The 22055-nt window shown below is 47.3% G+C and carries 19 protein-coding genes; 3 read left to right on the top strand and 16 right to left on the bottom strand.

All coding sequences use genetic code 11. The annotated features are described in order from the left end of the window. Window positions 1-53: 53 nt before the first annotated feature. From IEW26_RS08460 to IEW26_RS08510, 11 genes are all read right to left on the bottom strand, one after another. Window positions 54-893, bottom strand: coding sequence for an ABC transporter permease (locus IEW26_RS08460; protein WP_111272932.1), 840 nt, complete (start codon window positions 891-893; stop codon window positions 54-56). Then, entirely contained in the window at window positions 890-2056 is a 1167-nt protein-coding gene (locus IEW26_RS08465; protein ID WP_188592054.1) for an extracellular solute-binding protein, read from the bottom strand. The genes IEW26_RS08460 and IEW26_RS08465 overlap by 4 nt, the downstream gene beginning before the upstream one ends. Window positions 2057-2070: 14 nt before the next feature. Beyond that, complete coding sequence (locus IEW26_RS08470) at window positions 2071-3108, bottom strand: ABC transporter ATP-binding protein (protein ID WP_188592055.1); 1038 nt, start codon at window positions 3106-3108, stop codon at window positions 2071-2073. A gap of 61 nt (window positions 3109-3169) precedes the next feature. Next, window positions 3170-3994, bottom strand: a complete 825-nt coding sequence (locus IEW26_RS08475; protein ID WP_111272935.1) for an ABC transporter permease — start codon at window positions 3992-3994, stop codon at window positions 3170-3172. A gap of 2 nt (window positions 3995-3996) precedes the next feature. Then, entirely contained in the window at window positions 3997-5034 is a 1038-nt protein-coding gene (locus IEW26_RS08480; protein WP_188592056.1) for a LacI family DNA-binding transcriptional regulator, read from the bottom strand. Further along, entirely contained in the window at window positions 5012-5770 is a 759-nt protein-coding gene (locus tag IEW26_RS08485) for a glycerophosphodiester phosphodiesterase (protein WP_188592057.1), read from the bottom strand. Before IEW26_RS08485 ends, IEW26_RS08480 begins: the two co-directional genes overlap by 23 nt. Continuing rightward, window positions 5767-6894, bottom strand: a complete 1128-nt coding sequence (locus IEW26_RS08490; RefSeq protein ID WP_188592058.1) for a CehA/McbA family metallohydrolase — start codon at window positions 6892-6894, stop codon at window positions 5767-5769. The genes IEW26_RS08485 and IEW26_RS08490 overlap by 4 nt, the downstream gene beginning before the upstream one ends. After that, window positions 6891-7358: a hypothetical protein gene (locus tag IEW26_RS08495; RefSeq protein WP_188592059.1), complete on the bottom strand. Its 468-nt coding sequence runs from the start codon at window positions 7356-7358 to the stop codon at window positions 6891-6893. The genes IEW26_RS08490 and IEW26_RS08495 overlap by 4 nt, the downstream gene beginning before the upstream one ends. Window positions 7359-7646: 288 nt before the next feature. Next, on the bottom strand, window positions 7647-8267 hold the full coding sequence (locus tag IEW26_RS08500; protein WP_188592060.1) for an NAD(P)-dependent oxidoreductase: 621 nt from the start codon (window positions 8265-8267) through the stop codon (window positions 7647-7649). Between the two features lie 571 nt (window positions 8268-8838). Then, entirely contained in the window at window positions 8839-9822 is a 984-nt protein-coding gene (locus IEW26_RS08505) for an alpha/beta hydrolase (RefSeq protein ID WP_229729740.1), read from the bottom strand. A 250-nt stretch (window positions 9823-10072) separates the two neighbouring features. Then, window positions 10073-11302: an RNA polymerase sigma factor gene (locus IEW26_RS08510; RefSeq protein ID WP_188592061.1), complete on the bottom strand. Its 1230-nt coding sequence runs from the start codon at window positions 11300-11302 to the stop codon at window positions 10073-10075. A gap of 305 nt (window positions 11303-11607) precedes the next feature. On the opposite strand from IEW26_RS08510, the gene IEW26_RS08515 reads away from it, so the two are divergent. From IEW26_RS08515 to IEW26_RS08525, 3 genes are all read left to right on the top strand, one after another. After that, window positions 11608-13200 (top strand): type 2 periplasmic-binding domain-containing protein, encoded by a 1593-nt coding sequence (locus IEW26_RS08515; protein ID WP_188592062.1) that lies wholly within the window; start codon window positions 11608-11610, stop codon window positions 13198-13200. Window positions 13201-13300: 100 nt separating this feature from the next. After that, window positions 13301-14191 carry an ABC transporter permease gene (locus tag IEW26_RS08520; RefSeq protein ID WP_188592063.1) on the top strand — a complete coding sequence of 297 codons (891 nt, stop codon included), beginning with the start codon at window positions 13301-13303 and terminating at the stop codon, window positions 14189-14191. A gap of 15 nt (window positions 14192-14206) precedes the next feature. Next, window positions 14207-15097 carry a carbohydrate ABC transporter permease gene (locus IEW26_RS08525; protein WP_111272946.1) on the top strand — a complete coding sequence of 297 codons (891 nt, stop codon included), beginning with the start codon at window positions 14207-14209 and terminating at the stop codon, window positions 15095-15097. 339 nt (window positions 15098-15436) lie between these two features. Here the strand turns inward: IEW26_RS08525 and IEW26_RS08530 are convergent, their stop codons facing one another. From IEW26_RS08530 to IEW26_RS08550, 5 genes are all read right to left on the bottom strand, one after another. Continuing rightward, a complete protein-coding gene (locus tag IEW26_RS08530) occupies window positions 15437-17191 on the bottom strand; it encodes a cache domain-containing sensor histidine kinase (RefSeq protein ID WP_188592064.1) in 1755 nt (584 codons plus the stop codon). Between the two features lie 48 nt (window positions 17192-17239). Then, a complete protein-coding gene (locus tag IEW26_RS08535; protein ID WP_188592065.1) occupies window positions 17240-18871 on the bottom strand; it encodes a response regulator transcription factor in 1632 nt (543 codons plus the stop codon). Between the two features lie 196 nt (window positions 18872-19067). Further along, a complete protein-coding gene (locus IEW26_RS08540; protein ID WP_229729741.1) occupies window positions 19068-19220 on the bottom strand; it encodes a glycoside hydrolase family 30 beta sandwich domain-containing protein in 153 nt (50 codons plus the stop codon). Window positions 19221-19240: 20 nt separating this feature from the next. Further along, on the bottom strand, window positions 19241-20557 hold the full coding sequence (locus IEW26_RS08545; RefSeq protein WP_188592067.1) for a glycoside hydrolase family 30 protein: 1317 nt from the start codon (window positions 20555-20557) through the stop codon (window positions 19241-19243). A 103-nt stretch (window positions 20558-20660) separates the two neighbouring features. Continuing rightward, window positions 20661-22025 carry a glycoside hydrolase family 30 protein gene (locus IEW26_RS08550; protein ID WP_188592068.1) on the bottom strand — a complete coding sequence of 455 codons (1365 nt, stop codon included), beginning with the start codon at window positions 22023-22025 and terminating at the stop codon, window positions 20661-20663. Between the last annotated feature and the right edge of the window lie 30 nt (window positions 22026-22055).

The raw sequence follows: 22055 nt of genomic DNA on the forward strand, positions 1-22055 counted from the left end.
GATGAAGCGATTGAACTTATATACTGTTTGCGTACTTTAACTGTACATCACTCTTAGATTTTACCCTTCTCTTCCTCCGCCATGGAACGGATATAGAATGCCCCCAGCACCGAGCAGAGCAAGAACGAGAAAAATGCAATGGCAGCTGCCTGTTCACGTTCCTGGAATACACTAAATACCTGCTGCATCGATACACCAAGCATCTGAGGAGAGTTGGCTCCAATCAGGAACGGTGCGGTGAACGATCCGATAACACCCATGAAGACAAAGGTTAAAGCAACGAGGAACGTTTTGTACGACAGCGGGAAAATAAATCGGGTAAACAAGGTGAGCTTGCCTACGCCCACATCCTTTGCACTCTCAATCACTGATGAAGGAATACCCGACAACGCGGAGCTCAGCAGCATTGTGGTGAACGGAATGTTGAACCAAAGATTGGCAATGATAATGCCTTTTTCATCAAAAATGATACGTGGCAGCGTGATGCCTGCGACTTCAAGCATGCGGGCAAGCCAGCCGTGATTGCCAAGCAGATTGATCAATCCATACGTTGCGATGACCCCTGGAATGAAAAGCGGAATCATGTATGTTTTGCGAATCAGGTTCACAATGGGCCCGTTGTTAAAACGCATGTAGATTGCCAGGGTGTAGCTGACAAGCATCACGGCAATACAAGTGATGGCTGTGATCCGCAGTGTGAAGATGATGTTGTCACGCATGCCTTTATCCGTAAACAAAAACGTATATCGGCTCAGATCATATCCGCCTGAATCATTGCCCAGACTCATTACAAAGGATTGAATGATCGGAATAATGACCACAATCAGCAGAATTGCGAAGGAGGGGAGCACCATCGCTAACCCTGTAATGGACTGTCTGATGTCCTTGCTCATTGCGCAGCTACGTCACTCTGCCAGCGTTTATTAATCTCTGTGCCCAGATCCCCGATGTTAAATGTGCGGAAGCCTTCAGCTACCCCGTCGAATTTGCTCTGCACTTCCTGTGGCATGTTGGAAAGCTCAATACCGGGGAAACCGTTCATTTTGTTCACAATCACTTCCTGCGCTTCCGGAGACAACACGAAATTCAGGAAGGTATTCACCGCTTCTTTCTTGTCGGACGCCTGATTGACCATCAAGTAGGTTGGCCCGCCGTTAAAGCCTGGTGTAATCTGCTGCATTTTAATCGTATCCGGCAGTAAACCCTCGTTCAGCTGCTGCAGCACCATGTCGGACCAAGCCGGAATGATCGACACCTCTCCGTTCATCAGCAAGTCAAGCGTACCCTGGTTTTTCTTAGGATAGATGCCTTTGCCGTACACATACGGGCCCAGCTCTTTGAGCGTATTAAAGCCGGTGCTCCATTTGTCCATAACAGCCGGTTCAGCATTGTGAATGTCTTCCTCCGGTAGATCCTTATACACAATCGTCTGCACAAATGAACTGCCGGAACCTCCTGTGGACGGGTCATTGTAAGCAAATTGACCAGGGTTTGCTTTGATCCATGTCAGAAGCTCATCCAGTGTTTTGGGCGGGCTGCTTACTTTGCTGCTGTTATAAGCCAGCACTACTGCGGAGGAACGATACGGAACCGCATAGTTATTCACGTCCTTCATGGTGCTTGCGCTGACTTTGCTCAGATTAGGAATGTCCTTGGCGTCGAGTTGTGCCCACACCCCGTCTTTGATGCCTTGAGAGACAGAAACGATGCCATCTTCATACAGGTCAATATCTCCCGATCCTTTGCCCGCCTTCTTGGCAGCGACAATTCGATCGTATGTCGGCTCTGCCCCGGTACCCGATGGAATGTAGACCATTTTCACGTCAATATCCGGGTGTTCCTTTTCAAACATCGGTTCGAGAGAGTCCCAAAGGTCCTTCACATTTTGTGAGCCGGTAAAATAAAAGTTAAAGGATGCCGGCGTGCTGCTTGATGCACCCGTTCCACTCTCACTTCCAGTGCTCTTGGCATCACTTGCGCTGCCACAGCCCGCCAGCAAAGACATCGACAAGCCAACTACGGTTAACAGAGATAACAATGGTTTGTTTTTACGCATTCTCTTCATCCTCCTCAGTATGATTCCTCATGTGGAAATGCAGTCATTTTGCTGATCGAAATGTGAACCTGCTTGCCTGTGTGAAGCTGCTCCACGCTGTCTTTGTTCAGAAACGCACGAATGACGCCCCATTGCTCCAGATCAACGGTAACCTCGGCGTAATGTCCAAGTATCATGACCTGTTTGATTTTACCCGCCAGGCTCTGCTGACCTTTAGTTATTCCCACCTGCACATCTTCTGGGCGAATCGCTGCCACTACCTCTCCGTCTAGCTTTTTCTCGTTTGGGAGATGAATATCTCCAATATGAATGCTTTCCCCTGCTGCCACCCCTCTCAAGAAATTCATTTTGCCGATAAAACCGGCAACATATAATGAAGCGGGCTCATCATAGATGCGCTGTGGTTCTGCAATTTGTTCAATGCGCCCGTGATTCATGACTATAATGCGGTCCGACAAGGATAAAGCTTCCTCCTGATCATGTGTTACAAACACCATGGTAAGCCCTGTTTTCATCTGAATCTCACGCAGTTCCTCGCGCATCTCATGTCTCAATTTGGCATCGAGCGCCGAGAAGGGCTCGTCCAGCAGAAGCACGGCCGGGTGAAGCAGCAGTGAACGTGCAAGCGCAACGCGCTGCTGCTGTCCACCGGACAGCTCTGCGGGATATTTTTTGCCATAGCCCGACAGCCGAACAAGCTTGAGTGCATCCTCTACAGCGGTTTGAATCTCGGCCTTTGGCATTTTACGGATTTTCAGACCAAAGGCCAGGTTGTCATATACCGACATATGAGACCAGAGATTATAGCTCTGGAACACCATGGAGGTCGGGCGTTTTTCCGGGGGCAGCTGGATGACACTTTTACCTTCGATCAAAATGTCTCCCGAGTCCGGCTCCAAAAATCCACCGATGCTCCGCAGCACTGTTGTTTTACCGCAGCCTGAAGGTCCGAGCAGGGTGACCAGCTCGCCCTTCTGAATATCGATGTTGATGCCGCTGACACCATCACCGGTTTTATATCGTTTGCTTAACTCACGTACTGACAATTGCATGGTACGTATGGCCTCCCTTTTTTCCCGGTATAATTCTCAAATATGAGTTAGAGCAACGTAGTTATTTCATCTGAAAACCACTTGCCAGTACATCTGCACTAACTAGTCGCTGAGCTGCCAGCAGCAGAATAATGGTTGGCAGTGTTAAAATAATCGAGAAGACGGCTCCAGCACTGCTCGGGAAATCGGAGATGATTGAGTACATCACAATCGGCATCGTTTTGAAATCCGGGATACCGACCAGAAACGTGCCTTGTGCTTCATCCAGTGAGTTCAGAAATGTGAAGATGGACGCGACCATAATACCAGGCATGGCCATTGGCAATGTAATGCTGCGAAACACCTTGAACGGGCTTGCACCAACGTCTCTTGCAGATTCCTCCTGTGCCCGGTGGATGTTGCGGAATGCGGAGGTAGGAATCCACGTCATGAACATCAACACGTTAATCATATGAATAAGCACAACACCGAGCAGCGTGTTCATCAGTCCGATCTGATAGAATAACACGGCGATGGATACGTACAGCCCCATTTTGGGAAAGGCATGTGTCAGCAGAAACGAGAACAGAAACATACGCTTGAGCGGAAACTGCAATCTGGCGAAAGCATACGCTGCCGGAATACAGATTACGATAGATAGCAGTGTTACAAGCGCTGCAATCAGGAAAGACAGCGAGATGGATGATACGATATCGTCCTTGGCGAGTACGAAATTCCACCATTTGAAGCCCCAGACTTGAGGCAGAATGTCCGGGTAGTTCCATTTTTCACTGAAAGCAAGTACCAGCAGATTGACCAGCGGTCCGGCGAAGAAAACGGCAAAGATGGTGAGTAAAAGGAATTCAATAATTCTTCTGGGTCCAACATGTTTCCAGTACCACAGCATATCTACTTCTCCTCTCTTGTCGTCGATTGTCGAACCAATACGTGGCTCTCATATTCGGTCAGACGAGGTATATTCTCTTCCCCGCGTATCAGGTGATCCAGTATAGATACAGCATCTCGTCCGATGCCTGCAGCATCCACGCTGACCGTACTCAATGAGGGGTGAACCATGCTCGACAGTTCTGTGTTATCGTACCCCATAACAACGGCCTCTTCCGGCACTTTCATTCCGCGATCCAGGATCACCTTCATCGCGCCCAGCGCAAGCATATCATTGGTACAGAAGATCGCAGTGTACTGTGCCTCCCGAAGCGTATTGAAATGCTGCTCCATCAGCTCGTGACCGGATTCAAAGCTGGAGTCGAGTGATTTCACAATAGTGACTTGTCCTTGAGAGGACGATATACCAAGGGATTCCAGACGTTGGCAAAAGCCTTTCAAGCGTAAGGAGTGACTTCGATGCTCACCGGGTCCGGCAATAACAAAAAATTTGCGATGACCATCAGCTGCGAGATGTTCTGCGGCGCGCTCACCTCCCGCCTCATCATTGCTGACGAGATGCACCACATCGGGGTCTTCCGTTGAGCCGTTAACCATTAGATAGGGAATGTTAAATTTTTTAACGTAATCAATTACATTTTTTTGTAATCTGCTAATCAGGATGAGTCCGTCTACACGCTGTTCTAACATATAGTCGGTGGAGCGCAGCGACATTTCCCGATCTGTCTTGAGAAAAATGGAGTAGCCAAGTGCTTCAGCCGCCATCAGAATCTCATCAATAATACGCCCATACAATGTGTGTGATACAATCGGCAGCTTATCTCTAAATACGATAACACCGATGTTGTACGTACGCTTGGCAACCATGGCCCTGGCAACCGCGCTCGGTTTGTAGCGTAACTGATCGGCGGCCTGAAGCACGCGTTCTCGTACGTCCGGGCTTGCGTATCCGTTACCAGAGATGACACGGGATGCTGTTGATTTCGATACACCCGCCAGCTCTGCAAGTTCCCGCAAGCTATAATTCAGCTTTTGATTCAAACCCGTTCTCCTCCGCTCGTTTCATATCTTCACGTACTGCTGTCAGCAGCAGTGGATTACGAGTTGTAATCGAATGCACTCCCCAGCGTGCAAGCCTGCGCATATCGTCTGCCTCCATAACGGTCCATACATATACACTCAATCCGTTTGAGACTGCAATATCTATACATTGCTCCTGAACAGCCTGATAAGGTAAATTCAGCCCGAAGCAACCTGCAGCTTTAGCTTCTCTGCACATCTGAACAATTGCTTCCGTATAGGGGAGACGTTCGAAATGCTGCAGGTTTACGTTTAAGAGCCGGCGAAGGCGAGGTGCATATTTGGCGGCCTTCTTAGCCATCTCATAAGAACAACCGCTGAGAAATACCTGTTCCTGCATATGCAGCTGCTCAATCAGAGCCGCTATCGGTTCAAGCGCACGCGTTGTTTTGATATCCAGGTTCATCATGTTGTCAGCTTCACGAATGTGACGTAGCGTATGCTCAAGGGTGGGGAACGCCACACCACTTTCTTCAGCCAGCTCCTGCCATGTCAAGCCTTCGAGACTGCTCTGTACACCTTCCGTCAATATGACCTCATCGTCATGTGCCAGCACGGGAATCCCGTCTCGGGTTACACGGATGTCATCTTCGTAAATATCTACCCCGAGTGACAAGGCTGCCTGCAGGGATTCGAGGGAATGATCCGGGAACCCCATACTGCCGGTATGCGCTGTAATCAGCGGAAAGCTGTTCATGTTTGCCGAGCTCCTTCCTCAAAATAGATCGCATTCGTAAAGGCAATTTGTACATATGCGCCTCTGATCGTTCCCCAGCATTCAGCCCGAATCCATCTGCGGCAAGATTCAGCCGCAGTACCAATCTTCAGAGGCATACTGAAGTTGATCCTTTGCTGGTTTGGATGCCACTCTATCTTCACCTGCTGCTCCTCGCCCAGATTGGAACAGAGCTTCAAGGTCAAGTTTTGCTCTGGCATCGACCACTTTCCGGCACGTACCGTGAAGTCCACGGCAACATGTGCGAGCAGCTTTGCATCGACAGGCTGCGACCTGCTCTGTTGCGCTGGAATGACAGCACCGAGAGAATATGTAATCTCATCACTGCTGATTGTCAGTGTAAGCAGGGGACCCATTGTGACAGCGGCACGGCCTTTGCGCAGTGAGTTGATCAAGTCTTTCTCATCAACGGAACCAATCCATGCTTCACCCTCAGCATATGTATTCATCCTGGAATGACCTTCCAGCGGACTCTCGCTTTGCCTCGTCTCATCTATCTCTTCAATGCCAAGATAGGTTACGGAGATTGGATCATCCGTCGGTTCCTGTGTGTGCCAATCCCGACCTGAAGTGGCCGTGATGCGGTATCCTTCATTCAGTTTTTGAGTCCACAGCTCGAACGCCCGGTGGTTACTTCGCAGAATCGAGGGGAATGTGCCTGACCATACCTCGATATAATCGACTTGGTTCCAGTCGTTCAGCTCATACTCCCAGTAACATCCTGTGCATGCCGGACTACCAATGCGGAATGGGTGTGCAATGCCGGCAATTCCGCCATGCTGATGAACGGCAGCAATTCCCTTGTCGATATCATGGCGGTTCACATCCCGCCAATCTGCGAATGCTTCCAGCCCAATAGTCACCATATGACCGTAGAAGGTGGTCCACTCCATTCCCGGGATGATATGTACCCCATACTTTTGCCCGACTTCGGCTCTCCCGATCAAGCCTGACATTGTATTATGATCTGTTAAGGCAATGGCATCGAACCCGAGCCCGGCCGCACCGGCAGCAAGCTCCTTCAGTGTCTGGCGGCCATCACTATGAAGCGTATGGGTATGCAGTTCACTGGCAAGCCATTTCATAACACATCCTCCTCAGTGGTCCAGACTTGAAGCTGATATGCACACGCTTCGGTCACGATACAATGCACACTTAACGTGATGCTCCAGTTACCCATGGGCAGAGTACCTGCCATTAGTCCGGGCGAGGCCTCCTGTTTGCTGATGTACAACTCCTGAATGTCGTCATGGCGATGACAGGCCCCGCGGTATCCGTTTGTGTCGTCTAGCGAGAGGGTGATCAGGTTTTTCAACGGAAGATGCTGATCTGCATGGACTGTGGCATATTCCTGGTGTTCAGGCAGAATATACAGCTCATAACTTTCCTTGAGCAGCTCGATGGATCGGTGCCGATCTTCAAGAATTTTGGGACTGTATTGCAGACGTATATACAGCTTCGCGCATCCGGCTTCGACAACAAACGGCACGCGGATATGTGTTTTGGAATCATTGGGAGTGAGGCTTCCCTGCAAATCGAGCTGCTTCATTCGAAGCACACCACCCTTCAGTAGGCTATTGAAAAACTAGCATCCTTCTTGTGTGGGACCGTTCCCACATCCAATACTTATGTTAAAGTGAAATCATCAGCCCTGTTTCTGGCACATGTTAATATTCTGTAAAGCGCAAAAGGACCTGTCTTCTATTAAAAGAAGTCAGGTCCTTTTGGTATGTCTTGAAGAGATTGTTTTCGCATGTACAACATCATTTACCGTGTTTTACCAAATGGAACGAACCATACTTGCTTCGCGGATCACTTGAAACCAGATGCACAGCACTCAGTACGCGATACCCACACGTTTATGGATATATTGACGATCCGTAAGCTGTTGATAGGTGAATGCAGCGGTATCCGCTACAGAAATTTCAGTGCCGCCTTCGGGTAGGAAATCAGGCATAACCCGGTACCTTCCTACCCGCTCTCCATCCGGCAAATACGTAGGACATACAATGGTCCATTCCAGCGAAGATTGCTGCAGCAGCGTGAATACCCGTTCATGCTCCTTGGCGGCGCGAGTTGAACGGCGTCTGGATTCACTGGATTGATAGCGCAGTTGGGCCGGCTCGGTTCGGCTTTGCAAGATTCCAGCCGTACCAACCGTGATAATACGTTGTACACCTTCACTGTACATAGCCTCGATAAGCAGTGGCGTGCTGTCTGACAGGGTGCTGGTTCCATCTGTATTCAGTGCGCTGATAACCACCTCGGTGCCATGAATACCACGAAGCAAATCCTCCTGAGTCAGCACATTACCTTGTACAATAGTTGAGTTCTCGTGATGACTCTTTATTTTCTCCGGGGAACGAACGAGCGCTGTCACCTGATGCCCCTCTTGTAAAGCTTGTGCAAGGACATGGCTTCCCACACGTCCCGTCGCTCCTAGCAATAATATGTGCAAGTGAAGCATCCTCCTCAGGGGTTTAAAAGAATAGAATAACAGAAAAATCGCTCAAGGTGTATCAGGGTAAAGCAAAATGAAATGAAGCAATTCGCCTGAGTCGGCTCTGGTAGCATAACCGATGCGTGCTAACGATCTCCAGAAGGCTTATTTCGGCATTTTTGAGTGTCTTGAAAAGCTAACGATTCGTAGAAAGCTTATTTTTGGGAAAAGTCAGCTTTTCGACGCCAATCTGAACGATCCCTATGAAATAGCGTCTCTGGGAAACGTTAGCGGTAAAAAAGCTGAAATATCGACCAAATAAGGCTTCACAGAATCGTTAGAGCCTAAGAGCTATAAAGTTTTGCATTTTCGCAGCGAGTGCAGCTCCCGGCACACGCTGCCTTCCTTCATGACAAGGGTCTCAGCCACAAACTTTACGCTTAGGCCAAGAAACCTAAGGTCTGAAGCCAAAGGTCCGAAGCCCGGAAATCCAGAATGGAGAAACCTTGAACCCCAGAAACTCCTAGAAAATAAAAGCTTGGAGAAGCCTGCTAATCACCTTTTCAAAAAGTCGGGATATTTCCTGCGGTTACATCCTGCTTTCCATGAAATCCTTTATTTTCTCTGCAATTTCCATCGAGTGGGAACGATACAGATAATGATCAGCCTCCAGCAGAACGATCTCTCCCTGCTTGGAATTCACGATCTGCTTCTCATGCTCCGAAACCCATTCGTGCACTACAGGGTGATTCTTTTGCACAAAGAAAAGCACTGGTAAATCCGCAGGAAACGTTAACGCTTTAGCGGTTTGAAAGTTGGAATACATGCTCACCGCTTCGTTTAATTGCGTGTCATTATACATATTTTTTCGAATCAAAATGTTTAGCTGCTCTTGGGTCTTCTCATCATAAGGCAGCTCTTCATAAGGGTTGTCACCCAGCTTCAATTGTAAACGGGCAAACCCCAGGTTGCGGAACCATTTCACCGGTACAATATCCGATGTTTCCACTTTCTGTTCGCTGAGTGATGGAACACTGTGATCCAGCCCGATAAATGCTTCTACCTCGTCCGGGTAACGGTTCACATAATCCAGGCTGTAGAGCCCGGAGATGGAGTGAGCCATGAGAATATAACGATCTGCGCCGAGGCTTTGTACCGCTTCGTGAATTTCGCTGCTGATATTGGCTGTACTGCGCTCCTTGTCGGTCTGATCGCTCAATCCGTAGCCAAAAGGTTCAATAACAATGACCTTGTAATCAGACTTCAGCCTGGATAGCAGTGGTTTGAAATCAAGTGCAGGCGAAGCCGTGCCAAAACCAGGCAAAATGACGATCGTTTCTTCCCCTTCTCCCTCAACAAGCACATTCATCTGTTTTCCTGCAACCGATACGAGCTGCCCGTAGGACTCAAGCTTTTGCATTTCGGAATGGCTGCTGACTCGATTCACGGTATACACAATACCAATGAACAGCACAATCGCCAATGCGATGATCATGATGACTTTCAGTAAAATAAGCAGTATACGCCGTAATCTGGAATATGGTTGTTGATGTTTATCTTTCGTATGAGTCAAGAATCTTCATCTCCTTCAATGATGTAAATGCACCCGTCTGAACCTTTTCATAACCGGATTTCTCAGTTGAGCTATTCCATTGTAATGAAAGAAAATGTTCTGTTGATGAATGAAACATGAACAGAACATGAACTGGAGACTATACCAAAAAACACCTTCAAGCAGGTCACTCCTATGCTGCAACAGAGTGAGTCCTTATTGAAGATGTTGTTGAAAATACTTATCGTTGTACGTTTAATTACCGAACAGGTTAATTTTGCAAAGAGTCAACGATTTGTTGATGCAGTGCCGCCTCAGAACAATTCATAATGCGTTCAACCTGCTGCGGATCACGAATCAGCTGATTCATCGCTTCGATCCCATATGTTTCAAGCACAAACTCAACGAACAGATATGAGAATTGGAAGCCTTTTTTGGTTTCAAAATCCCATGTATCATCTTGCAGCTGAGCAAAAGTCGGGATCGCATGGTTCCGAACGGTCTCTTTAATCGAGCTTTGGATATATTCCGGGGTCATCAATTTGGCTTCGTAACCGCCAATCCCCTGTCTGATCCATTTTGGTGCCTTAGGATTAATCTCTTCAATTATCCACATCGCAAACAGATGAACGGTACCTTTGATGATTGATTCATACGTGTGCTCAGGACCTGGATTCAGCGGCGACACGATTTTCAGAATCTCATTCTGGTATGTCCCCGTAAACCAGTTCGGTGCATCTTTTTCCCCGACAGCCTGATGAAATGTGGGTAGATCAGAATACATCTCAATGATGACTTTTCGTGAAGGCTGATAATGATATTTGACCGCGAGTCGTTCAACCTGCGCATCAAGTTCTGTGAAGAGGTCGTGATTCGCTTTTTTCAACTGATCGTCTGAATGTTCGGAATTTCCTTTATTAACGATTGAAATAAATTGCTCCATTGACATGTTAGCCATGCTCCCCCATCCATTTAGTTCATTTTTGAGCTTTGCAAGTGCGCGGTACAGCCTGTTCTTCACTGCACTCTCCCGCATGCCCACCAGATTTGCGATCTCAGGCAGCGTACAATCTGCAAAAAATCGGAGCGCGATAATCTCCTGATCCTTCTCACCCAGCTTCTTCAATGCCGCTCCAATGTCGATACGAAAGTCAACATATTTGGTAAATTCAAGAGAAATGGACTGTGATTCCAGTTGTGTAAAGTCAAGGGGTGTTTCGTGCTGGCGTGCAAGCCTGCGATATTCATTTTTGAGCGTATTCTGGGCGATCTTGAAGACCCATGTGAAAATATGGGCGTTTCCTTTAAAGTGATGCATGTTACTGGCGGCTTTCACAAATACCTGCTGTGTAAGATCATCCACAGAGGCAGCATCCATTTTCATTGAAAAGTAACGGCTGATGCGATCACGATATCGTGAATAAATGTATTCGATCGAATGTGTGCTCTCCTGTTCATCCGGTTGAACAGAAGTTAAAACCTGGTCCTGAGCTCCTGACATGGTGTAACCTCCTCTTGATTTACAATGAATTAGACACCGAAGCATAACGAATAGCCACAAGTATTTCTCAAAAATATGTATACGTCCCCGTCTTGCCACCAGCTAGCTCAGGTCAAAAAAGTGCAATGCAGTTCAAATAAGTGCTGTGCATCTAACCTCCACTGGCTCTCTCACTACCGTTTAAAGTAAAAAATCATACAGGTTCTGGTCAATTCCGTTTATATCCTCTCCCTGTATTCTCCATTACAATATCTTCAAGTACAACATTTATTCATGACAACTTGAATCTGAGGGGGAACGCGTTAATGAACAAAAAGATGAAGCTTCTGGTGCTGTCCATGAGCATGTCCGCTCTGCTCGTTGCAGCGTGCAGTGATGGAGGAAAGAAAACACCGACGGATGCCGATCAGGACGACACAGGCGCTGTCACCATTCACACCGTAACGTCTGAATACAGCTCGGCAAAATATCCAAAGGGCGACGATATTACCAATAACGTCTGGACACGCCGTTACAAAGAAAAATTAAACATTAACGTCAAAACGGACTGGGTGAGTGATGAATATGAAACCAAACTGAATCTGGCCATCTCGTCCAATGAGCTGCCTGACGTATTTCGCGTAAATCCTTCTCAGCTGCGTCAGCTGGTTGAAGCCGATATGGTCATGGACTTGACGGAAGCCTTTGAACAGCATGCCTCGGAGAGACTCAAATCATATATGAAAGCGGATGCAGACAGTTATGAATCAGGGAAAAAAGACGGCAAGCTCTACGGCATTCCGCAGATGCATTGGGGGTTGATTGATCAGCCGGACTTCATCTGGATTCGCAATGACTGGAAGGAAGAGCTCGGACTGCAGGACCCGAAATCGGTAGATGATATTGAAAATATTGCTCTCAAATTTATGGAAAAACACGGTGGATACGGCATCGCTGTGGATCAATCCCTTGACTATCTGAACCTGCTTGCGATTGCCTGGAATGCACATCCAGACATGTGGATGGATGACGGCTCGGGCAAACTGACCTACGGCTCCATCCAGCCCGAGATGAAGGCCGCACTTGCGAAATGGGCCGATTGGTACAAGCGGGGTATCATTGATCCGGAGTTTGCGATCAAGGACTTTAATGCGATGAATGCAGACATTGTTGCAGGCAAAGTCGGCGTGCAGCCTTACTATCAGTGGTGGGGTTATAACCCTGGTGTTGATACGGTCGCGAATCTGGGCAAGGACGCCATCTTCTATCCATATCTCATTCCAACGGTGGATGGCAAGGAAGCGAAGCAGTCTATCTTTTTTGCGAATAACAATTACATCGTCATGAAAAAGGATGCTGCCAATCCGCAGGCAGTGATCGAAATCTTGAATGATTATGCCTATATCGTAGATGAGGGCAACGGCAAGGAATCACCAGAGACTCTGTCCGCCCTGCTCGACAATGACATTGCACATGTCGTTGGCGCATTCCGTGTGCTTAACCCGAACTCGGACTATGAGCAGTATGAGGCCGTATCCAAGGCTCTGGAAACAGATGACACCAGCGGACTCACTACTTCAGGGATGTGGCAGAAATATAACAATAGTGTGGAGTTCAAGAAAAATGCTACACCCGGATCGGTTGGGGATTATTTGCAGCAGGGTGCTCCCAAAAATGCATATGGTCTGGCGAAAAAAGTGCTCGACAGTGAGAACTATATCAAAACGGCACTCTGGGGAGTATCTCCCGAAGCGCTGTCCAGCTATGGCACAACCCTGGATGATATTTTGACCGAAGGTTTTACGAAAATCATTATGGGCAGTGAAAGCATTGATTATTTTGACGTTGTGGTACAGAACTGGCGTGCAGCCGGCGGGGATACTGCGATTGAAGCAGTGAACGAGGCCTACGGCAAATAAAGCATCTGCAGTGTGAATGCCGAGGGGTTGAGCCTGTTCTCACCCCCTCTTTTTGATAAAGGTTACAACTGATCCAGTTATGCCGAACGGAGGAACAGCCATGCTGAAAAAATGGAAGCAGCAAAGCCCGTATCACCTCATGTTAATTCCTAGTGTCGTGCTGGTATTTATTTTTAGCTACATCCCGTTCTATGGGCTCATTATTGCGTTTCAGAAATATAACCCCGGACTTGGCTTCAGCTCTCCCTGGGTCGGATGGGATAATTTCACCCATGTATTTAACCAGCCTAATTTCATAAGAACGATCTGGAACACCCTTTACATGTCCATCTTCAAAATGGTTGGGGGTATCGTTGTACCGGTTGTATTTGCACTGCTGCTGAACGAGGTGATGCATAACGGAATCAAACGCACCTTTCAGACCCTCGTGTATATCCCGAATTTTCTGTCATGGGTTATTATGGCGGGCATTATGCTGGACATTCTGAGTGCCGATGGCATCGTGAACACATTTCTCAGTCTGTTTGGCGTTAAACCGATCTCCTTTCTTGGCACACCTTCCATTTTTCCATGGACGATGATTGTGAGTGATATCTGGAAAGGATTTGGTTTTGGCACCGTAGTTTATCTGGCAGCCCTGACCAGCATCGACCCGGGACTATACGAAGCCGCAGTTATCGACGGGGCCAAACGCTGGAAGCAAACGATCTATATCACCCTGCCTCTCCTCATGCCAACGATTGTTTTGATGTCGGTTCTATCACTGGGGAACGTGTTAAATGCCGGTTTTGATCAGATTTATAATCTCTATTCACCTGTGGTGTATCAGACCGGGGATATTATTGATACTTATGTGTACCGTCTCGGTATTCAGCAGGCACAATATTCGATTGCAACCGCAGTTGGTTTGTTCAAATCGGTCATTTCCTGTATTCTGGTCGCTGTTTCTTACATTCTGGCTTATCGCGTGGCAGGTTACCGTATTTTCTAAGGAGGGCACATTGGCATGGTTTATGATAAAAGTATAGGCAGGCGTCTCTTTCATATATTGAATTACACGATATTGCTGACCATCTCACTGCTCTGTGTCCTGCCGTTTGTGAATTTACTCGCCGTGTCCTTCAGCAGCAGCTCGGCGGTGTCGGCGGGCAGTGTGACGTTCTGGCCCATTGAATTCACTACAAAGGCTTACGAGTTTGCATTATCTGGCGGGGCATTTTATTCCTCGCTGTGGGTGGCGATTCAGCGTACCGTTCTGGGCACATTGGTCAATCTGGTGTTGATTGTGCTCACAGCCTATCCGCTCTCCAAAACCAAACAGAAGGTTGCGGGACGAAACCTCTACATGGGCTTTTTCATCGTAACGATGCTGTTCAGCGGCGGCTTGATTCCTACGTATCTGGTTGTTGTCAAAATGGGACTGATTAACTCCATCTGGTCTTTGATTCTTCCGGGAGCACTGCCTGTGTTCAGCATGATTATTCTGATGAACTTTATTCGAGGCCTGCCTGAAGAGATCGAAGAATCAGCCATCATTGACGGGGCTGGCCCCTTGCAGGTACTGCTTCGAATTATGCTGCCCCTTCTCAAGCCGGCTCTCGCAACCGTTGGTTTGTTCAGCATCGTGGGGCATTGGAATTCCTGGTTTGACGGCATTATCTATATGAATAATCCGGCGAATTATCCTTTGCAGAGCTATCTGCAAACGCTGCTTCAAAGCTTCGAGCAGATGATGCTGAAATCCGGATCAGACTATACCCATCTGTTGTCTATGATGAATGCCAGAACAGGACGTGCAGCGCAGATGTTCCTTGGTGCAATCCCGATTCTGCTGATCTATCCGTTCTTACAGAAGTATTTTACCAAAGGGCTGGTGCTCGGCAGTGTCAAAGGTTGAGGATTTCACATCATCATCATGGGCTTACTATATAAATTGAGCTAAATATTTTACACAGTCCACTCCGATGACAGAATAACCTTCCAATCGCTGTTATCCCAGATTTTTCTGATCCCCTTCTCTGAAGGGGAAAATCCGGTGATAAAGGCGACCGCTCCGCTTTTCCAGGTTTTTTCTGTCCTCTCCGTTAACGTGTAAATGAATACTTAGTGGTGCATGCATACAGAAAAGGCCCGCAGATTCGTCTGCAGGCCTTTTCTTCATTTTCTTCCACACTTAGCCTAAAGAATAGGCTATTCTTATCGTATAAACGTCTCCCTTAAACTCGAAGGTTATTCCTTACTTGTTCTCCGGCAAACAGGTGATCGCAGGCAGCAGGATCTTAAATGTAGTTCCTTTTCCAATCTCACTGTGCACCTCTACCCCATACGGACTCCCGAAATGAAGCTGAATCCGGCGCTGTACGTTATAAAGTCCAATACCCCGCCCGCCGTTTCCGGGTTCGTTTCTGTCCTCCATCAGACTTCGGATCGTATCCCCGTCCATACCTGTACCGTTATCTCCAACTTCAATACAAATCTCGCTTCCCTGCGGCTGGATTCGAATTGTGATTACACCATCCTCTTCCACCTCCGCCAGACCATGAAAGAAGGCATTCTCGACAATAGGCTGCAAAATCATTTTGGGCATAACATAATCCAGCAAGCTCTCTTCAATCTCGTACCTCATCTGGATACTGCCGTAATATCGGACATTCTGAATGGTCACGTAATGCATAATGTGAGTCAGCTCCTCTCGAATCCGGACAAGACTGCCATCCGACCTCGTTGCATATCGCAGCATCGAGATGAGTGCATCGGTCATATCTACGATCTTGTCAGCATGCTGCATGGATGCAATCCACTTCACAGAGCCTAAAGTGTTATACAGAAAGTGCGGGTTGATCTGGTCGTGCAGCGCTCGCATCTCTGCTGCGGCCTTCTCAACCTCCTCCTGCTGCATTCGTTCAACCATACGCTTCAATTCATAAGACATACGATTAAACCGGGTCGACAGATGACCGATTTCATCACGAGAGCGGATGTCCTGTACATGCTCGAACTGTCCCTTTTCGACGAGCCGAATGTTGTTCAGCAGCTTTTTGATAGGCCTTGTTATCACATGAGACAGGAAAACAGAAATGACTGCGGCAAAGAGTGACATGACGATCGCCAAGGTTACGAGATTGCGGCCTAAAATTTTGCCATCGGCGGTCAGCTCTTCAAGCGGCATATAGACATATGTAGTCCATTTCTGCTGGCTGAGCGGGCTCGTCACGACCACATTATAGGCTTCCGATGGGCGAACGTTATCCCGAAACAAGGTGCCGATCAGCTGCTCATTGACGTTGTACACAATCTTCTCATCTTCGTCGATAATCATAAACCTTGAGCGAAGCCCTTCCTGCAGGTTACGGTTGACGATCTCAATAAACTTGATATCAATGCTGACAACGATGACACCAAGCAGTTTCCCGTTAGACACATCATGGATTTTTCGGGCATGGGATACGGCGAGCACTTTATTTTCCAGCTGCTTGTCCAGCCGGGTGGTTAACGTAATCGTTCGATCATCATCATGCATGAATTTTTTGAACCAAAGCTCGTTTCTGACGTTAAAGGTGGGGTCAATCGGTTGGTGTGGACTTACAAACAGGTCTTGTCCCCCGTTCATATTATACAGATAGATGGAAAATACACGATCCTTCATCATGATGTAATTCATAAGGATGTTGTATGCAGCAATCTCATTGTTTTCATCAGCCACACGCAGAAAATCCTGAATAGGAAAGCTGCCTTCATGGGTAGCCGATAAGCTGTCACTGAGACCATTGCTCGCAAGCAGGGTGATTTTTTCAATCTCCTTCAGAAACTCATCGATGCGGATATTGGTCTGTTTGGTCAGATCAGTGAGCAGAGTTGTATAATTTTGCGACAATAAACGTTCAGAAGAATAATAGGAGTTAATCGTCATCACGAACACAGGAAAAATAATAACGATGATGCAGATCACCATAATTTTGTACTTGATCTGGAAAGGACGGATATGCTTCATTCCTTACACCTCGATCTGATGTAATATCCATTTATTCGGGTTAATGAATTAGTGCACATGCTGCTGCTCCCGATATTCCTCTGGCGTAAGACCCGCATTCTTTTTGAAAATTTTACTGAAATAGGTGTAGTTGTGGTATCCGACCTTATCGGCGATTTCATATACTTTCAGCTCTCTATTGAGCAGGTAAGCCTTCGCGTGTTCAATACGAACCCGAGTCAGGTAAGAAATGAAGTTCTCCCCCTTCTCTTGCTTGAACAATCGACTTAAATAGGACGGGTTCACGTTAATCTGGCTAGCTGCGCTTTGCAGCGAAATATCCTCTGCATAATACTTGTGAATCAGATCAATGGCGAGGTCTGTATAGGAAAGCTCCTGTGCAGATTGCGAATAAGCATGAAACGTATCTAACATATGAGCGACGACATTATCATGGATTTCGTGCCAACACTCTCCATGCAGTACAATTTCATAAGGTGATTTCCTGGAAACGGGGAGCTTGCTTCGTGATGAAACATGTAATAAGTGAGCATGCATCGTTTCCATCATTACAATGTACTGCTTGCGCACACTGCTCTCATCCGCTTGCATGTTCATCAGCTCGGAGCGAATTCCATCCATAAATCGCTGCATGCCCTCCTTGTTCTGACTGACACAAATCTTCTTGAACCGCTGTTCCTGCTCTGTGTTCAGCATAATGACAACCTCTTGCCTGCTCGGCTGCTCACGTACATCCTGAACATGTAAAATCGGATGAGCACCCGCGAAAAACCGTTCTTCTAATGCGGCCTCTGCTTCCTGACATGCCCTGCGTATCATTGTAAAATCAGAAACAACCGAGCTTACACCTGCTGTAAGAGACAGGTTCATGAAATCCTTTAAAGAGCACATTATTTTACAAATAAGTTTGTCCAGATCAGTCTGTGTGACTTTCACGTCAGATTCGACGCTTGAACCTGCGTTCACCACAACCCAGTATTCGGATGAGCTCTCCACAAAAATCTCCTTGGCCCACCGGGAAGGAATCACTTCCTCCATTATGTTAAGGATAGAGAAACGAAGCAGTTTCTCCCCTTTTTCAATGTACTTGCGTTTGACCTGCTCCACATGATTGACGATGAATTTGATGACGACCAGATCACCTGACTGAATACGAAACTGAAGCTCGTCTGCTTTGACTAGCATATCGTGATTAGTTATGAATCCGCTTACAATATCCTGAAAAAAGCTATCCTTCAAATATCGGAGGCTCTTCGAATAATCTGCTGCCGCTGGCAGGAGACCGTGTATAAGCTTCTGCTCGCTCTGCAGCTTCTCACGAATCGTCTCCAGCAGCTGGATGAGCGAATGCTCGTTGATTTCACTTTTGATCAGGTAATCTGCAGCACCAAGCTTTAATGCCCTTTTCACATAATGCAGCTCGTCGAAATTGCTGAGAATGACGTATTTGCAATGTTTTATTACATTGGACGCTTCCTGAATCAGCTGCAGTCCATCCATGACAGGCATTTTAATGTCGGTAATGATCAGGTCTGGAGCCTTTTCCAGAGCCATCTCCAAGGCTTCTCTGCCATTGCTGGCCTCACCCGCCACGCAAAAGCCGTGCTCTTCCCAATTCAGCATCGAGCGAATGCCCACACGCATCAGCAGTTCATCTTCCACAATGATTAGTTTATACATGTATGTCCTCCAAAGTTGTTATTTAACACTGATTTCTTCATTCTAAAATTCAAGTGCTTGTATGTTCCTCCTTGTAATTTATTCGGAGTGAATTCACAAAATCCCCTTAAAAGAATGATAAAACGAATAAAAGACCGCTAAGTTCAGCGGTCTTTGGTTTGTGGAGACGTTCCACGCGTATGTTTATTTCGTTTTTCTACCATTTGTAGGTCATGGACGTTTTCTCTGGGATGGTGACGGTGAAGCTTTGGCTGCCCCATACCACTTTCACACTTCGGGATGAACTGGAAGCGTTATATGCAACCACCACTTTAGTACCGTCCGGATTTCGAAAAGCCACATTTTTCACGTCTGTTCCCGTGTTGCTGTCTATCTCCGATATGCGCCAGGTACAACAAATTTACTGAAGTGACCTAGTAAATAATACTGTTTGTGATAGGTTACCTGGTTCTCGGGATTGTCGTTCCGATTGTCCGAATTACGAATCATCAGCATGCCTTTGTTACTGTTATTGGGTGATAACAAAGCAGGACCGTCGTTCTGATCCAGAGCTGCATTCCAGAGAATGATGGATTTCGACCAGTTTCGTGTAATGTTGATAAACTCATTCATCATATTATCAAAGCCAGCCGAAGTCCCGTTCGGAGGATCATTCCAGTTTCCGAATCCACCCTCTGTAAACCAGATATCCTTATCTGGATGACTGTTATGAAGTGATGTCATCTGAGAGCCATCCCCGCTGTCATAGTGATGGAATGCACTACCTGATACGTAGCTGCCTTTGCCTGAGTTTTTCAAGCTTGTAATGACTTGATTCGGAAAATCCCAATCCAGAAAGTTGTGGTCAAAGGCGATAATTTTGGTGTTCATCCCGGCACTACGAAGTGCAGGTCCGAGGTAATCGCCAATAAAGCCGATCTGATCAGGGATGTTCATTCCCATGGATGGATAATGAGAGGGCTCATATAGTGGTTCATTTTGTAGTGTAACCGCATAGATCGGAACACCTTCAGCCTGATAGGCTTCGATGAATTTTTTAAAATAGTTCGCATACGTGCCATAATGCTCTGCTCTCAGTTTACCTCCATTCAACTTCTCGGAATATTTCATCCATGCTGGAGCACTCCAGGGAGAGGCCATAACTTTAATCTGCGGATTTTTGGCTAAGGCTGCTTTGACCATCGGCAGAATATAGGGCCTGTCGCGTTGAATGGTGAATTGGCTAAGTGAATTATCATTAGGAGCATCCGCATACGTGTAAGCCGCCCATGCAAAATCAGAGCTGCCCAAAGGCTGTCTTAACATACTAAGCCCAATGCCCGTATTTCCAAAAAGCTTTTCCATAACCTCTGCCCGCTTGTTTGCATCCAGCTTGTAATTCATCAGCCATGCGGATGAGTCTGTCAATGAGACACCAAAGCCATCCATCTGCTGGAAGGTTCTGTTCTCGTTGACCGTAATGGTTACCTCTGCGTTGGCGGATGCATTGTCAAAATGCTGAGAGGCTATTCGGGTCAGCCTGGCATCGGATCGCAGCCCCACTGCAGGCTCTGTATGGGGATCGGCGGTTGAAATCCACACCTCTACCTGTTCTCCTGCGGCTTGTGTGGTGCTGACAGCACCAAAACTGGAAATAACCAGACATACAGAGAGCAATCGAATCAGCCTTATTTTCCAAACCTTCATGAAACCCTCTCCTTCTCATGATCATCTGAGGCATCCAGTGGGAAGACTGCACGTGTATTACAGACAGGAAATAGGCCCTCACCTCCTTAACTATTCTAAATTTCTAGCTCTTTAATATCGACAGTGCACACTTGGGCTCCATCGACAGATTAACCTGCTCTCCTTCCTTCATCTGCACCACAATTTGTTTGCTTTCCTGCCCATCGTTGAACAGGACCAATGCTACAGATCCGTCTGTGTTGCGGAAAGCAACTGTAAATACTGTATCATCACTGGATATGGAGTGAATCTGGACTGCTTTGGGGCGAATAAACGTACTGAAGTGAGCCAGCGCATAATAATCGAGCGTATACACAAGCTCGCCGGTTTGCTGGTTGATCTGTATGATCCCCCGGCAAGTGCTCCGTCCAAATCCAGGCACAGTGGGTCCGTTCTGCTCATCCAGTGCCATATTCCATAAAATCATGGACTTGCTGTAATTTCGAAGAATCTGAATACCGGTTCGTATCACATTGGAGAACGCCTGTTCAAATGGAGGTATCCACTCTCCGCCAGACCCTTCTGTAAAATGCACCTCTTTACCTGCAAAAGCTTCATATACCTCGCTCTGTGCAGCCGCATTGCCGCCATACCAATGCCAGGCAACCCCATCGACAGCTTCTCCAGCCTGCTCAAGCACTGTGAGCGGATAGTCCGGGCGATCCCAGTTATGGTCATAACAGAGGATTTTGGTCTGGAGGTTATTGCGTACGAAAGCGGGCTTCAAGTGGTGCTGAATAAACTCGGCCTGTGCTTCGGCAGGCATCAGCATGCCGGGGTAATGCCCAGGCTCATACAATGCTTCATTTTGCGGTGTAACGGCATAGATGGGCAGACCGTGCGCCGCGTAAGACTGAATGTACTTTACAAAATACGCTGCATATGCCGAATACCACTGGGGTTTTAACTGGCCAGTAATCATCGACCCGCTTGTTTTCATCCAGCCTGGTGCGCTCCATGGCGAAGCAAACAGCTTTAACTCAGGATTAAGAGCCAGCGCCTGGCGGGTTAACGGAATGATATCTGCTTCATCATGGGCAATGCTGAACCCGGATAAATCCGGGTCGGTCTGGTGTTCCGGGAGATCATTATAACTGTAGACCGTGCGTGCATAATCAGAAGCGCCCATCGGATTGCGGATTACAGACAAACCTATGCCTTCCACAGGATGAAACAGTCGTGTCATCACTTCGACCTGCTGTTCCTCAGTTAACTTCTGATGCATCAGATAGGCAGCAGCATCCGTAAACGAAGCACCGAAACCATCCATCTCCTGATACGTTTCACGATCATTTAATCGAACGCTTACAGTTGAAGTGGCATGGGCTGTGCCCGTATTCTTTGACAGGTCAGCACGGCATTGCTCCAGACTTACGGACCGAAACAGCTCATTCTCACTTGTAGTCCTGTATATTTTATATGTGGTCATTGCGCAGCTCCTTTTCAGGTATGGATTATG

It is taken from the genome of Paenibacillus silvae (genome assembly GCF_014639235.1).
GTDB classification, from domain to species: domain Bacteria; phylum Bacillota; class Bacilli; order Paenibacillales; family Paenibacillaceae; genus Paenibacillus; species Paenibacillus silvae.

Excerpts from the sequence above, each read along its gene's own strand:
- IEW26_RS08475 (WP_111272935.1), bottom strand. The coding sequence starts at position 3,994 with ATGCTGTGGTACTGGAAACATGTTGGACCCAGAAGAATTATTGAATTC.
- IEW26_RS08515 (WP_188592062.1), top strand. The coding sequence starts at position 11,608 with ATGAACAAAAAGATGAAGCTTCTGGTGCTGTCCATGAGCATGTCCGCT.
- IEW26_RS08525 (WP_111272946.1), top strand. The coding sequence starts at position 14,207 with ATGGTTTATGATAAAAGTATAGGCAGGCGTCTCTTTCATATATTGAAT.
- IEW26_RS08490 (WP_188592058.1), bottom strand. The coding sequence starts at position 6,894 with ATGAAATGGCTTGCCAGTGAACTGCATACCCATACGCTTCATAGTGAT.
- IEW26_RS08495 (WP_188592059.1), bottom strand. The coding sequence starts at position 7,358 with ATGAAGCAGCTCGATTTGCAGGGAAGCCTCACTCCCAATGATTCCAAA.
- IEW26_RS08485 (WP_188592057.1), bottom strand. The coding sequence starts at position 5,770 with ATGAACAGCTTTCCGCTGATTACAGCGCATACCGGCAGTATGGGGTTC.
- IEW26_RS08535 (WP_188592065.1), bottom strand. The coding sequence starts at position 18,871 with ATGTATAAACTAATCATTGTGGAAGATGAACTGCTGATGCGTGTGGGC.
- IEW26_RS08520 (WP_188592063.1), top strand. The coding sequence starts at position 13,301 with ATGCTGAAAAAATGGAAGCAGCAAAGCCCGTATCACCTCATGTTAATT.
- IEW26_RS08460 (WP_111272932.1), bottom strand. The coding sequence starts at position 893 with ATGAGCAAGGACATCAGACAGTCCATTACAGGGTTAGCGATGGTGCTC.
- IEW26_RS08465 (WP_188592054.1), bottom strand. The coding sequence starts at position 2,056 with ATGCGTAAAAACAAACCATTGTTATCTCTGTTAACCGTAGTTGGCTTG.
- IEW26_RS08530 (WP_188592064.1), bottom strand. The coding sequence starts at position 17,191 with ATGAAGCATATCCGTCCTTTCCAGATCAAGTACAAAATTATGGTGATC.
- IEW26_RS08510 (WP_188592061.1), bottom strand. The coding sequence starts at position 11,302 with ATGTCAGGAGCTCAGGACCAGGTTTTAACTTCTGTTCAACCGGATGAA.
- IEW26_RS08545 (WP_188592067.1), bottom strand. The coding sequence starts at position 20,557 with ATGAAGGTTTGGAAAATAAGGCTGATTCGATTGCTCTCTGTATGTCTG.
- IEW26_RS08470 (WP_188592055.1), bottom strand. The coding sequence starts at position 3,108 with ATGCAATTGTCAGTACGTGAGTTAAGCAAACGATATAAAACCGGTGAT.
- IEW26_RS08550 (WP_188592068.1), bottom strand. The coding sequence starts at position 22,025 with ATGACCACATATAAAATATACAGGACTACAAGTGAGAATGAGCTGTTT.